At 57.2% G+C, this 13,281-nt stretch carries 8 protein-coding genes; all 8 read right to left on the bottom strand.

What is annotated here, in order from left to right; all coding sequences use genetic code 11:
- Positions 1–5: 5 nt before the first annotated feature.
- Entirely contained in the window at positions 6–2,591 is a 2,586-nt protein-coding gene (locus J8Z04_RS02195; protein ID WP_086431402.1) for a cation:proton antiporter, read from the bottom strand.
- A gap of 129 nt (positions 2,592–2,720) precedes the next feature.
- A complete protein-coding gene (glmS, locus tag J8Z04_RS02190) occupies positions 2,721–4,544 on the bottom strand; it encodes a glutamine--fructose-6-phosphate transaminase (isomerizing) (RefSeq protein WP_192848214.1) in 1,824 nt (607 codons plus the stop codon).
- Positions 4,544–5,875: a bifunctional UDP-N-acetylglucosamine diphosphorylase/glucosamine-1-phosphate N-acetyltransferase GlmU gene (gene glmU, locus J8Z04_RS02185; protein ID WP_192848213.1), complete on the bottom strand. Its 1,332-nt coding sequence runs from the start codon at positions 5,873–5,875 to the stop codon at positions 4,544–4,546. The genes glmS and glmU overlap by 1 nt, the downstream gene beginning before the upstream one ends.
- Positions 5,876–5,921: 46 nt before the next feature.
- Entirely contained in the window at positions 5,922–6,827 is a 906-nt protein-coding gene (locus J8Z04_RS02180) for a DUF3108 domain-containing protein (RefSeq protein WP_052349059.1), read from the bottom strand.
- Entirely contained in the window at positions 6,817–9,264 is a 2,448-nt protein-coding gene (gene gyrB / locus J8Z04_RS02175) for a DNA topoisomerase (ATP-hydrolyzing) subunit B (protein ID WP_192848212.1), read from the bottom strand. The genes J8Z04_RS02180 and gyrB overlap by 11 nt, the downstream gene beginning before the upstream one ends.
- Positions 9,265–9,392: 128 nt before the next feature.
- Positions 9,393–10,493 carry a DNA replication/repair protein RecF gene (recF, locus tag J8Z04_RS02170; RefSeq protein ID WP_192848211.1) on the bottom strand — a complete coding sequence of 367 codons (1,101 nt, stop codon included), beginning with the start codon at positions 10,491–10,493 and terminating at the stop codon, positions 9,393–9,395.
- A gap of 9 nt (positions 10,494–10,502) precedes the next feature.
- On the bottom strand, positions 10,503–11,627 hold the full coding sequence (gene dnaN / locus J8Z04_RS02165) for a DNA polymerase III subunit beta (protein WP_212125561.1): 1,125 nt from the start codon (positions 11,625–11,627) through the stop codon (positions 10,503–10,505).
- A 74-nt stretch (positions 11,628–11,701) separates the two neighbouring features.
- On the bottom strand, positions 11,702–13,153 hold the full coding sequence (gene dnaA, locus J8Z04_RS02160) for a chromosomal replication initiator protein DnaA (protein ID WP_154981439.1): 1,452 nt from the start codon (positions 13,151–13,153) through the stop codon (positions 11,702–11,704).
- Positions 13,154–13,281: the final 128 nt, after the last annotated feature.

The raw sequence follows: 13,281 nt of genomic DNA, 5'->3' as shown, positions 1-13,281 counted from the left end.
AAAGGTCAGCGTTTTTCCACGATAGGCGAAATGATGAAACCGGCTTCATGGGCTGGAGAGATGGTGTTGCCTTCTCTGGTAATGACCACGTTGGCTCCGAGAGAGCCCTTCAGCCTCATGTCATGCCGCTTCATGATCTGACGCTTCACGATGGGAAAGGTTTGCAAAAGCCTGTCAAAATCAGCTTTTGGAATGGCCAGCATGTGGGAAAATTGCAGGGAGCGGACCGTATTATGCGCTCTCTGTCCCTGAATATGGCTGTTGGCGCCAATCAGGTCTCCTGCTCCCAGCATGACTTCCTGGGTTTCCGTGCTGGTGGATGTTTCTACAAGACCTGCCACCTGCGCATAGATCGTGCGGATGCGCTCGCCTTTGCGGATCAGTATCTCCCCTGGCGAGAGGAAACAGATGAAGACCCGGCCCGCCAGTTCATGAAGGGCTGCATCTGGAACCCCGTTGAAGGCAGGGAAAGACCTCAGACGCTGCTCAATGCCACTGCGCAGGTTGAAGCGTAACGGCGTGTCCAGCCGATTCCTCTGTCGTTCGATCGACTTATGAAGCTCCCGATGCAGTTCCTGCGAGATGAGGTTGTCCTTTGCCAGAGTGGCATATTCTTCATCTTCCAGACGGAGGGCTATCTGGCGCAACAGACGTCCCTCCAGCGCTTCTGAATAGCCGGAATAATGCAGCCTCAGTGTTGCTAGGGCATCATCCAGCAGTTTGCGCTGCCGTCCCAGCACTTCAGACACGATTTCCGTAATACGGAGTCCCAGAGTGGGTTCCATGCGTTCCCGGACAAAGCGTATCAGGGATGTGGAAACCAGATGGGAAATGATCAGCGTTTCAAAACGCTCCATCATGCAGGCGGTCAGCGGGCGATCAATATGAAAGCGCCTGTGCAGCATCTGTGCCAGGCGGAGACGCCAGGAAGGCTGAAGACTCTTGCGGCGTGTCTTGACGTAGCCATACCGTCCCTCCAGCTGGGTGGCATCCACGATGGCCTCTGTAGCGCGCAGCAGGGTCTCGATCACCCGACGGCTGGACATTCCCTGAACCCGGAAAAGGTCCAGCAGCAGGGTCCGCTCCTGGTTGGCGATGGTCAGCAGGGCCATGTTGACGCGATCTTTGTCGGTCAGTGCTGTCTCAAAATTGTTGCTGGCTTTTTCCTTTTCGGCACGCTGTTCAAGCCGGCTGATGACCCCGCCCCGTGTCCGGGCACCAAAACTGAGTTCATCAGACACATGGGCCACACGCTGAGCCACATGGCTGAGACCGATACCGATGATCTGGTTTCGCAGGGCTTCATCAATGGGGGACAGCCTGTCGAGCTTCAGGAAAAGAACCAGAGAGCGTAGCGTCGTGCCATTGATGAGAAGTGTGGTCAGTACAAATCCGGTAGCTACGATCCCGACAAAATGGGTGATGGAATCGTTGATGTGCGGGTTTTCATTGACAGCAAGTGCCAGCGCCAGCGTGATGGCGCCACGCAGGCCACCCCAGGCCATGGTGGTCTTGAAGCGTAATGGAACAGGTGGCGACAGTCTGGTGAGGATCAGGAGAGGAAGGAGGCCGAAGATGACGGCTGCTCTGGCGATCAGCCCTGCCAGACTGGCAATGAAGATCAGCAGAAGGTCCCACTTCGTCATGCCGATCATCATACGGGGGACAAGCATGGCCGCTAGCATGAAGACGAGCGTACTGGCCCAGAACTCGATCTGCTCCCACAATTCCCGGAGAAAGCGCCACGTTTGGGGACGGAAGGTGGATGGACCAAAAGCTGAAATGGTCAGACCGGCAGAGGCCGTGGCGACCACACCGGAAAACCCGAGGATATCGTCACAGAGGATGTAAACCCCATAGGGCAGCACGAGGGAGAGTGTGATCTCAGCTGCGGGGAATCCGCTGATGGCAGTAATCATGATGAGGGCCAGTCGGGCGACTGACACACCGATGATGACGGCTCCGGCAAAGTTGGTCAGAAAATCTATGCAGGCTTCACTGAAACTGATCTGGTGATGGGCGGTGATGGCCGATACCAGGATGGTGAAAATGGCAATGGCCGCTGCATCGTTCAGCAGGGCTTCCCCTTCCACAAGGCGGCTTAGGCGGGCCGCTGCGCCGATCTCACGGAAAATGCTGGCCACGGCAGAAGGATCTGTCGTGGCCACGATGGCCCCCAGCAGGAGGCAGGCAACGAGGCTCTGCTGTGCAAAGGGATAGAGGGCAAAGCCAATAGTCGCTGTGGAGACAATGACAGCCACGATGGCCAGCAGCAGCACCGTGGCGATTTCATGGGTCAGACTGCGGACATTGATCCCCATGGCCCCCTGAAAGACCAGGAGTGGCAGGAAGATGAGCAGGAAGCCCTCACTGCTGATGGGGAATGACAGGAGAGCCCCTGCCGGTCCTTCCAGCAGGTCCAGCCCCATGGAATTGTTGACGAGAGAGGACGCTGCCCCCAGCCCTATCCCCAATACGGCAATGATGACCGTTTCAGGCAGGTTGATCTTCTTGGCCAGGGGCGGAATGAAGCTGATGAGAAAAAGGAGGAAAACCAGGGTCAGAAGTACAGCTGCCAGCCCTATTTCCATCTGATATCCCCTTTTTTCACCCTCTGATCACGCTGCCCGGAGAGTAAGCGCAAAACCCCTGTCAGGCAAGCCTTGCAGGGGGTTATTACCTGCTTTCCACCTTTCTGAAGCATTAACGGGGCGCCGTCGTTACTCCACGGTAACAGACTTGGCCAGATTGCGGGGCTGGTCCACGTCCGTACCTTTCAGCAGGGCAACTTCGTAGGCCAGAATCTGTACCGGAATGGTGTAGAGGATGGGCGCCACGAAGGCACTGACATCCGGCAGGATGACCATGTGTTCTGCAATGCCTTTCAGCCGTTCAGCCCCCTTGTCATCGGTAAAGACAAGAATGCGTCCCCCACGGGCCCGGGCTTCCTGAAGGTTGGAAAGTGTCTTGTCAAACAGGATGGTGGAAGGTGCGATCGCCACGACAGGAACACTGGGGTCGATCAGGCTGATGGGACCATGTTTCAACTCTCCAGCGGCATAGGCTTCTGCATGGATGTAGCTGATTTCCTTGAGCTTCAGCGCCCCTTCCTGGGCAACAGGCATGCAGATTCCACGTCCCAGATAGAGGACGTCCCTGGCCTGGGCAATCACCCGTGCCATGGTGCGTATCTGGTCGAACAGGCCCAGAACTTCCATGGCATGGGATGGAAGGTCCAGCAGGTTGTCTGTCAGCTCCCGTTCCCGTTTTTCATCCAGCAGGTTGCGCTGGCGGGCAAAATCGATGGTCAGGGCAGCAAGCACGGCAAGCTGGGCCGTAAATGCCTTGGTGGAGGCAACTGATATTTCTGGTCCGGCTACCATGCCCAGAACCAGATCACTCTCCCGGCCCATGGTGGAATGTTCCACGTTCAGGATGGAGACGATGCTCTGCCCAGCCGTCTTGAGCTCCCTCAGCACCCCGAGTGTATCGGCTGTTTCACCGGACTGGGATATGAGCAGTGCCAGCCCCTTGTCAGGCTGTGGCGGGTTCCGGTAGCGCAGCTCGGAGGCTACATCAATATCAACCGGCAGCCGGGCCAGCTCTTCAAGCCAGTAGCGGCCGACCATGCCAGCATAAAAAGCTGAACCGCAGGCCGTGATCGTAGCACGGGACAGCGTACTGGCATCAAATGGCATATCTGGCAGAGCAATGCGGCGTGTGACAGGGTCGATGATGCGCTGGAGCGTCTGGCCAATGGCTACGGGATGTTCATGGAGTTCCTTCTCCATGAAATGCCGGTACCCATCCTTGCCAATCTGCCCTGTTGTCAGGGAGGCTGTCTGGATCGGCCGCTCAACAGCCCTGCCCTGCCCGTCCAGAATCTCGACATGCTCCCGTGTCAGCACGCACCAGTCCCCATCTTCAAGATAGGATATCTGGCTGGAGAGCGGTGCCAGGGCGAGACTGTCCGACCCGAGGAACATCTCCCCTTCGCCGTAGCCAATAGCCAGAGGAGCGCCATGACGGGCCCCGATGAGGAGATTGTCATGTCCCTCAAAGATCATGGCAATGGCATAAGCACCCTGGAGCTGACGGATGGTTGCAAAAGCAGCTTCCTTGGGAGGCAGACCGTTCTGGATATGCTCATCCAGCAGATGGGCAACGGCTTCTGAATCCGTTTCAGTCTCGAAGGTACGCCCCCCGGCTTCAAGGGTTTTCTTCAGGTCTGAAAAATTCTCGATGATACCGTTATGAACAATCGCCACTTTTCCGACCCTGTGCGGGTGGGCATTGTTGGTGGTTGGTGCTCCGTGGGTTGCCCAACGGGTATGGCCAATACCTGTGGTACCGGAAAGGGGTGTTTCCTCCAGAGCCTTGGCCAGATTATCCAGCTTTCCGGCAGCCCGGCAACGTGCGAGCCGACCATGCTCCACGGTCGCAATGCCGGAAGAATCATAACCGCGATATTCCAGCCGACGGAGCCCTTCAAATACGATCGGAGTAGCAGGACGGTGTCCGACGACGCCACAAATACCACACATCAGCCCTGTTCCTTCTTCTTCCGCAGTGCCTGCTGGAGAGCCTTCCCCTTGCCTGCCTTATTGTCCTGCCGTGTCCGCCCGAATGCAAGGGCCTCGGCGGGAACGTCCTGCGTGATGACACTGCCTGCCGCTGTCATGGCATCATCGCCAATCTGGATGGGGGCCACCATGATGGTATTGGACCCTATGAAGCAGCCTTCCCCAATAACGGTTCCGTGCTTGAAGACGCCATCATAATTGCAGGTTATGCTGCCAGCGCCAACATTGCTCCCCGCACCTATCTGGCTGTCCCCCAGATAGCTGAGATGATTTGCCTTGCTTCCGGCCCCCAGAGTCGTGTTTTTGAGTTCCACGAAATTGCCGACGTGGCTGCCTTCATGGCAGACAGTGCCAGGACGCAGCCGGGCATAAGGGCCAATCACGACGCCCTGCTTCACAACACATCCTTCCAGATGTGAAAAGGCACGGATTACGCAACCTTCTTCGAGAGTGACGCCAGGCCCAATGAACACGTTGGGTTCGATCACCACATCGGCAGAAATGATGGTATCAGGGTCGAAAAAGACGCTGGATGGATCAATTAGGGTGGCGCCCTGTTGCAATGCTTTCTGGCGCAGACGCTGTTGGAGCCGTGCTTCGGCCTCTGCCAGCTCGGCCCGGGAGTTGATGCCGGCCAGCTCGTCCTCCGTCCCCTCGACGCAGCTTACTCGTCCTTGCCGGGCTGCGAGAGCGACGATATCCGTCAGATAATACTCGTTCTGGGCATTTTCGGGGGTGATGCGGCTCAACCAGTCTTTCAGCTGCGCAACCTCAGCACACATCATGCCTGCATTGCAGAGTGTAATGCGCCTTTCGGCGTCGGAAGCATCCTTGAACTCGACGATCCGTTCCACCTGCCCATCGGGGCCTGTCACAATCCGCCCATAATGCCCGGGCACAGCAGGGCGCATTCCCAACAGGGACAGTACGTTCTCCTGTTCTCCCTGGGCATCCAGCAGGCGCTGCATGGTATCGGCTGTCAGAAGTGGGTTATCAGCATAAAGTATGACAGCCCGTCCCTCTTCCAACCCATCCACGCCTGTTTTTGCGGCGTGTCCCGTACCCAGACGTTCATGCTGGATGACAGTTGTGTGGGGAGATACCTGCCGGGCCAGATCATCCATTCCCGGGCCGATGACGACCACAATGCGGTCCACGACCTGCCGGGCTGTTTCGATCAGATGCCAGATCATGGGGCGGTTTCCCAGACGCTGCATGGCCTTGGGATACCGGGACTTCATGCGTGTTCCCATACCGGCAGCCAGAATGATGGCAGTAGTCATGGAACTCATAGATCAGGCCTCCCATGGAATGAAGACAGGTGCATGAGGGGAAGGCTCAGCGGGTCTGGGTGTGTGTGACAGCAGAGACTTTTGGTGCTGCCTGTAGAACGACAAGAATCTGCCCCATCTTGTAGTGATCGAATTCGATGCGTGCTGGAACGAACCCGCCCTGAGGATCATGGACAAACCAGACGGTTCCTTTGTGAGGACTGGACTGGGCGGCCTTGAAGCGTGTGCCGATGGAAAAACCACCAATCTGCCGTCCCGTGAAATCACATTTCAGGGCGTCCCCCCGAAAATAGGACCCATGATCCTTGGGAAGGGTCGTCTGGCTGGGGCCATGAACATCCAGATAGGACAGACGGATACCGTCGAAAACAGGTCTGCTGAAAGTGCAGTCCTGTTTCAGCGTCATCCGGTGTGTCAGCGCAACAAGAAAACTGAGCATGTCGACAGACTGCTTCAGCTCTGCAGCGGGCAATGGCTCCCGCTGTTTGTCTACTGGCAGGAAGACGGCCACATGCGGGCCAGTCAGATCAAAATCAATGTGAGCTTTTTCTTCCTCGCCATGGGCAAATCCACTGTTGCTGAAGGAAACCGGCGCAACATTATCTCCGTTGAAGTGCCCCTGGGCACTGCTCAGCAGATTCAGTGTCAAAAACCAGCTGGCGAGACCAACGGTATAAAGATGCGTCTCCACTCCGTAGCCCCAAGGTTGCAGGACATAATCTGCATCAGCGCCCAAGGCACGATACCCATGAATGAAAACACCGTACCGGAGATGTATGTTCTGTGCGGCAGGCAGGGTGTCGGCTGCGCTTTTCAGTGAGGGTGCCGGTGCAGGCGCGTCTGCCTGCTCTGCCAGAGCCCCCGGGGCCAGCAGACAGGAAGAAGCCAGCGTCAGGCCCGCCAGCAGGCGGCCAGTGATGGAGCGGCGGATTGAAAGCGTGTCAGACGTCAAGATTGGCAACCTTCAGTGCGTTATCCACGATGAACTCACGACGGGGTTCGACAACATCCCCCATGAGGGTGGAGAAAACCTGCCCCGCTTCTTCGACATCGCCAACCTGCACTTGCAGGAGGGTCCGGGTGGCCGGGTCCAGCGTGGTGTGCCAGAGCTGCTCATCATTCATTTCGCCCAGGCCCTTGAAGCGGTTGATGGCCAGACCACGGCGCCCCTGGGCCAGTATCTGTTCCATCATCATGCCCGGGCCAGAAAATTCGAAATTCTTCTGGTCAAGCTGCAATGTCACGGGCCTGCTGAAGAATTCAGCAAGCCACTGGGACTGCGCGAGAAGACGGCGTGCTTCACTGGAGCGAAGCAGTGTGGCTTCAAACGTGTAGCGTTCTCCCACACCACGGAGAAAACGACGGCAGGTGACGCCCTGGCTGTCGGCCTCAACTTCCCAGCCCCGCTCATTTTCGGGAGATGCTGCTTCCAGTCTGGCCAGGAAGCCATCGACTGCTTTCTGTCGGATCGCTGCATCAGGGTTGATGAGCCCGCTGACAGCCGCCTGCTCCATGATCCAGAGCGGGACACGGGCTGAAAGTGCCCGCATGTCCTGTGCCAGTCGGCTGCAACGGTCAATCACGTTACGGAGTTCCGCACCGTCCAGTACGGTTCCGTCATGGCAGGTCAGGGATGCATTGCTCAGGGCCTTGTCCAGCAGGTAGCTGTCCAGTGCAGGTTCATCCTTGAGGTAGCGTTCCTCTTGTCCACGTTTGGCACGGAAGAGCGGCGGTTGGGCAATGTAGAGATGGCCGTTTTCGATGAGTTGGGGCATCTGCCGGAAGAAGAAGGTCAGAAGCAGGGTGCGGATGTGGGAGCCATCCACGTCAGCGTCCGTCATGATGACAATCTTGTGGTAACGGAGCTTGTCAATATTGAAGCCCCCCTGCTCGGCTGGACCATGACCGATCCCCGTGCCCAAGGCTGTGATGAGGGTGCCAATTTCGGCAGAGCCAAGCATCCGGTCGAAGCGGGCACGCTCAATGTTGAGAATTTTGCCACGCAAAGGCAGAATGGCCTGGAAACGGCGGTCCCGTCCCTGTTTTGCTGTTCCGCCGGCAGAATCCCCCTCCACAATGAAGAGTTCTGCCCCTTCCGGGTTGCGTTCCTGGCAGTCGGCCAGTTTGCCCGGCAGGGATGAGACATCCAGAACGCCTTTGCGCCGTGTCAGTTCCCGGGCACGGCGGGCGGCCTCTCTCGCACTGGCGGCATCAGCAATCTTGGCAATGATGATGCGGGCTTCCTTGGGATGCGTCTCGAACCAGTGGCCGATCATGTCGGCGGCGATGGTGTGCACGACAGGCTGAACTTCGGAAGAAACCAGCTTGTCTTTTGTCTGGGATGAGAATTTAGGATCGGGAACCTTGACGGAAAGAACGGCGGAGAGCCCCTCCCGCATATCCTCACCTGTGAGATTGCTGGTTTCTTTCTTGTTGCCCAGCAGAGAGGCATATTTCCCGACGGCCCTCGTCAGGGCCTGCCTGAAACCGGCCAGATGGGTGCCGCCATCACGTTGGGGAATGTTGTTGGTGAAGCACAGCATGGTCTCGTGGAAGCTGTCATTCCAGCAGAGAGCAAATTCCACCTTGATGCCAGATGTTTCATCCTGCAGCTCCCCGGTGATGGGAGGGTCGATCAGTGGCGTCTTGGAGCTGTTGAGCCATTTGACGAACGCTGTCAGTCCCCCTTCATAGTGGAAGACAACCTCCCGTGGCTCACTGTGACGCTCATCACGCAGGATGATCTTCATACCCGAATTCAGGAAGGCCAGCTCACGGACACGGCGCTCCAGGATACTGAATTCGAATTCAGTTTTGGAGAATGTCTCCGCACTCGGCTTGAAGGTGACTTCCGTCCCGTTTTCTTCGTCCGAATCACCGATGACGGCCAAGGGAGCTACACGCTCACCGTGCCGGAAATGAATGGCATGTTCCTTGCCCTGTCGCCAGATGCGTACATCCATGGTCTCGGAGAGAGCATTGACAACCGCAGCCCCCACACCGTGCAGACCGCCGGAAACCTTGTAGGAATTCTGATTGAATTTGCCCCCGGCATGCAGTTTGGTCAGCACGACTTCAGCCGCACTGATCCCCTCTTCCTCGTGCAGGTCTGTCGGGATACCACGCCCGTTATCCCGGACTGTGACAGAGCCGTCCCCATTCAGAGTGAGAATGCAGTAGGAGGCGAAACCTGCCTGTACCTCATCAACGGCATTATCAATGATCTCGAAGACCATGTGATGCAGGCCGGAGCCATCATCCGTATCCCCGATATACATGCCAGGCCGCTTGCGGACAGCATCCAGCCCCCGCAGGACGGAGATGGAAGAGGCGCCATATTCCTCATGATCGGAAGACTGAATTTCCGGCTGGTTATGGGATTCTGACATGCCTGCGCATTACTCCGGTTGGCTGAGAGCTTTGATGAGTGAATATACTGTCAGAAGCCTTTCCTGACCAGTGCTGTCACCGGGGTTATCCCGAAATAACCGTGAGAAAAGGCCATATTCTGGCCGCCTCATGCCGGATGGAGTGCGCCATTCTGAACATGAAAGAAAGCTGCAATGTTTCTGATGGAAGAAAAAGGTTCAGCTTCGGTTCCTGTCAGGATGGTGGTCGTTTTCAGGGCAGAGAGACTGTCCATCAGGATGATCCGCCGCCGTTCATCAAGATGGGTCAAAGGTTCATCCAGAAGGATGACGGGAGCCTGCCCCCAGACCCTGCTGATGGCATGGGCATGGGAGAGGATGACGCTCAGGAACATGATTTTCTTCTGTCCACTGCTGGAGTGTGCTGCCTGACGGCCTGTCATGGCGTCCCGCAGGCTCATGTCAGCCCTGTGTGCTCCGATGGAGGTGCTCTTGCGGGCTTTGTCCTGAAGGCGGGACTGTTGCAGGGCGTGGCGGAGCTTGTCTTCCACTTCCAGAGCCGGGCTGGCTTTCAGCGCTGTGGCGATGGGGCAGTGCAGCTCCAGAAGGGTTTGGGGGAAAGCTTCATTGCCGAAAGGGGTTTCTTCCAATGTTTCGAGGAGATGCAGCCGGGCTGCCGTTATGGCGACTGCGTGGCGGCTTATGGATTCTTCCAGGGAGGTCAGCCAGGCCGTTTCATCAGGCTGTTCCAGCAGGATGCGGTTCCGGCTCATGACGGACCGCTCATGTGCCATGAGCTGCTGCGTATGATCCGGCAGGAGAGCGACGGTCAGCCGGTCCAGAAACCGTCTACGGCTGCCAGCACCTTCAAGAAAGAGACGTTCCATCTGCGGAGTAAGCCAGACGCAGGAATAAAGTCGGGCAATTTCTGCCATGGTCCGTGTTCTTTCTCCGTCCAGGAGAAAGATGCGGCGTCCCCGCCCCTCGGTCAGGCCGGTAGACAGTTGGAACTGTTGTCCTTCCCGCTCCAGATGGGCGGCGACGCCCCATTGGGTTGTTCCGTGGCGGGGCAGCATATGAGCTGGTGAGCCCAGAAGCCCCCGCCCCGGGGCAAGCAGGGAAAGGGCTTCCAGAAAATTGGTTTTGCCGCTGCCATTCTCCCCTGTCAGGACGGACAGGGTGGCGGACGGCTCCCAGACGCACCGTCTGTAATTACGAAAATCCGTTAATGTCAGACGGTGCAGGTTCAAGGAGATCGTTCAGACCCGGATGGGCATGAGAACGTAAAGAGCCGCAGGTTCGGCCGTATCGCGGATCAGTGTCGGAGATGAACTGTCGGCAAGGGCGAACTCGGCTTCAGCGTCGATCTGGTCGGTGATGTCCGTCAGGTAACGGGCCTGGAAGCCGATCTCCATGTCGTCTTTGTCGTAGGTGACGCTGTTTTCATCCAGCTCCTCCTGAGCAATGCCCTGATCGGGGCTGGTTGCGGAGAGGGTCAGATGGTTCTTCGTGATGGTCAGCTTTACCGGGCGGGAACGTTCCTGGCTGATGGCCGCCACACGACCTACGGCTGCCGCAAGATCCTGCTTGGTAACACGCAGGATGCGTGAATTGGACTGGGGAATGACGCGGGTATATTCCGGAAAAGTGCCATCCACCAGCTTGGAGGTCAACAAGATGGAACCGATACGGAACTGGATGCGCGTCTCTGAAAGAGCCACCTCTACGGAGGCTCCATCATTGTCCAGCAGTTTCCGAACTTCGGTTACGGTCTTGCGGGGGATGATGATGCCCGGCATTTCTTTTACGCCGAAAGGCGCTGGAACGTCGACTTTGGCCAGCCGGTGTCCATCTGTCGCCACAGCCCGGAGATGGTTCTTTTTGTCCACCAGTACGATATGGAGATAGATGCCGTTGAGATAATAACGGGTCTCCTCGTTGGACATGGCAAAGCGGGTACGGTCGACCAGCCGACGCAAATCACCTGCCTGAATGGCAAAATGATGAGGCAGATCGCCTGCTACCATGGCCGGAAAGTCATCAACTGGCAGAACGTTCAGGCTCGTCTCGTACCGCCCGGCCTTGAGGTGAAGGGGCCCTTCCGCATCCTTCTGTTCGAACTCGATCAGGGCACCATCGGTCAGTTTGCGGACGATCTCGAAGAGAACGGCAGCCGGAACAGTGACGGACCCGGCATGTGTGGCCTCTGATGGAATTTCCTCAACGACGGCAATCTCCATGTCCGTCGCTGTCAGGCGCAGAACCTCGCCATCATGCTCCATCAGCACATTGGCGAGAATGGGGATGGTGTTCCGTTTTTCAGCGACACCCTGAATGTGAGACAGTGCACGCAGAAGTGGCGCGCGATCAACTGTGAACTTCATGACAACCCCAAAGCCTTATCGGGAAGAGTAATATGTCTCTCTAGCAAAACAAGGACATGCTTGAAAAGCCATCTTCAGCTTTCCAGCATGTGGCGCAGCAGCTCGACGCTTTCAGCCAGACCGGGGTCCTGTTCCATAAGCTCCGAAATGCGGTTCACGGCATGCATGACAGTCGTATGGTCCCGATTGCCGAATTTCCGGCCGATTTCCGGGAGGCTGCGGCTTGTAAGCTGTTTGGCCAGATACATGGCAATCTGCCGGGGGCGGGCCACGGCCCGGGCACGACGGGCTGATGACATGTCGGTCAGACGGATATTGAAATGCTCGGCCACCTTGCGCTGGATTTCATCGATCGTGACACGGCGCTCATGAGCTTTGAGCATGTCTTTGAGGACATCCTGTGTCGATTCCAGCGTGACGGGTCTGCCTACCAGATCAGCATGGGCGATGAGGCGGTTCAGTGCACCTTCCAGCTCCCGCACGTTGGTGGTGATCTTGTGGGCCAGATATTCCAGCACCTTGGGAGGGACAGGCGTGCCAGAGGCCTTGGCCTTGGCTTCCAGAATGGAAATGCGCAGTTCGAAGGTCGTAGCGTGAATATCCGCTACCATACCGCAGCCCAGCCGTGTGCGGAGCCTGTCCTCCAGACCGGAAAGATCAGAGGGGCTCTTGTCAGCACTGACGATGATCTGCCGCCCTGCATCCACCAGCGCATTGAAGGTATGGAAGAATTCTTCCTGCGTGCTGTTCTTCCCGATCAGGAACTGGAGGTCGTCAATCATCAGCACATCAACCGACCGGAGCTGTTCCTTGAACTCCATCTGGGATTTGGACTGCATGGACGCAATGAAACGGTACATGAATTTCTCGGCAGACATATAGGCGACCGAGATGTTCCCGCGGCTGATCAGCTTGAGGCCAATAGCGTGCATGAGATGGGTCTTGCCAAGACCAACGCCACCGTACAGGAAGAGCGGGTTGAAACCGGGGCTGGCGGGATGATCCGCAACACGCCCTGCACAGGCATAGGCGAATTCATTGGGCTTGCCGACCACGAAATTGTCGAACGTGAAGCGTCGGTCCAGCGGGACGGCAAGATCATTCCGCACTTCATTCATCGAGGGCGAAGTGGCTGCAACGGCCTCTTCACGATCCAAGGCCGCTGCATCTTCATTGGCCATGGCGCTGATGGAGAGATTCGCAGCCCCCCCGCCCTCTTCAGCCTGTGGAGCATCATCCCCGGTTTTTGCGGCACGCTGTGCTTTCTTGTCGATCCGTAATTCGACATGCTGGACAGCTGGATTCTCTTCACGCCACAGGGACTGAAGGCGTTGGCCATACTGGGCACGGACCCAGTCTCTCAGAAAACGTTCCGGCAGGTAGAGGGTAATTTCATCATCATCCAGCGGGCCCAACGTAATGCGCTGGATCCACATCCTGTATTCCACATCGCCGACCTCACCTTTCAGGCGATCGCAGATGCGCAGCCAAGATGCCTTGAGAGCAGAATTTTCAGAAGAGGCCATAGCAGCGTCCTGGGACTGAGCTTTTTCCACTTCTGATCTCCGTACTTCATGGTCTTGCAGGCCTTCGGCTAGGGTAGAACCCGCCAGAAGGGGTAATCAAGTGTTTTTGCCGGGGCGTTGGGTGCCTT

Source organism: Bombella apis (assembly GCF_018221685.1).
Lineage (GTDB): Bacteria > Pseudomonadota > Alphaproteobacteria > Acetobacterales > Acetobacteraceae > Bombella > Bombella apis.
The sequence above is the reverse complement of the archived record's forward strand: the minus strand, read 5'-3'. Positions and strand labels throughout refer to the sequence as shown.

Coding starts and splice junctions, on each gene's coding strand:
- gyrB (WP_192848212.1), bottom strand. CDS start 9,264: ATGTCAGAATCCCATAACCAGCCGGAAATTCAGTCTTCCGATCATGAG.
- J8Z04_RS02195 (WP_086431402.1), bottom strand. CDS start 2,591: ATGGAAATAGGGCTGGCAGCTGTACTTCTGACCCTGGTTTTCCTCCTT.
- glmU (WP_192848213.1), bottom strand. CDS start 5,875: ATGAGTTCCATGACTACTGCCATCATTCTGGCTGCCGGTATGGGAACA.
- glmS (WP_192848214.1), bottom strand. CDS start 4,544: ATGTGTGGTATTTGTGGCGTCGTCGGACACCGTCCTGCTACTCCGATC.
- dnaN (WP_212125561.1), bottom strand. CDS start 11,627: ATGAAGTTCACAGTTGATCGCGCGCCACTTCTGCGTGCACTGTCTCAC.
- dnaA (WP_154981439.1), bottom strand. CDS start 13,153: ATGGCCTCTTCTGAAAATTCTGCTCTCAAGGCATCTTGGCTGCGCATC.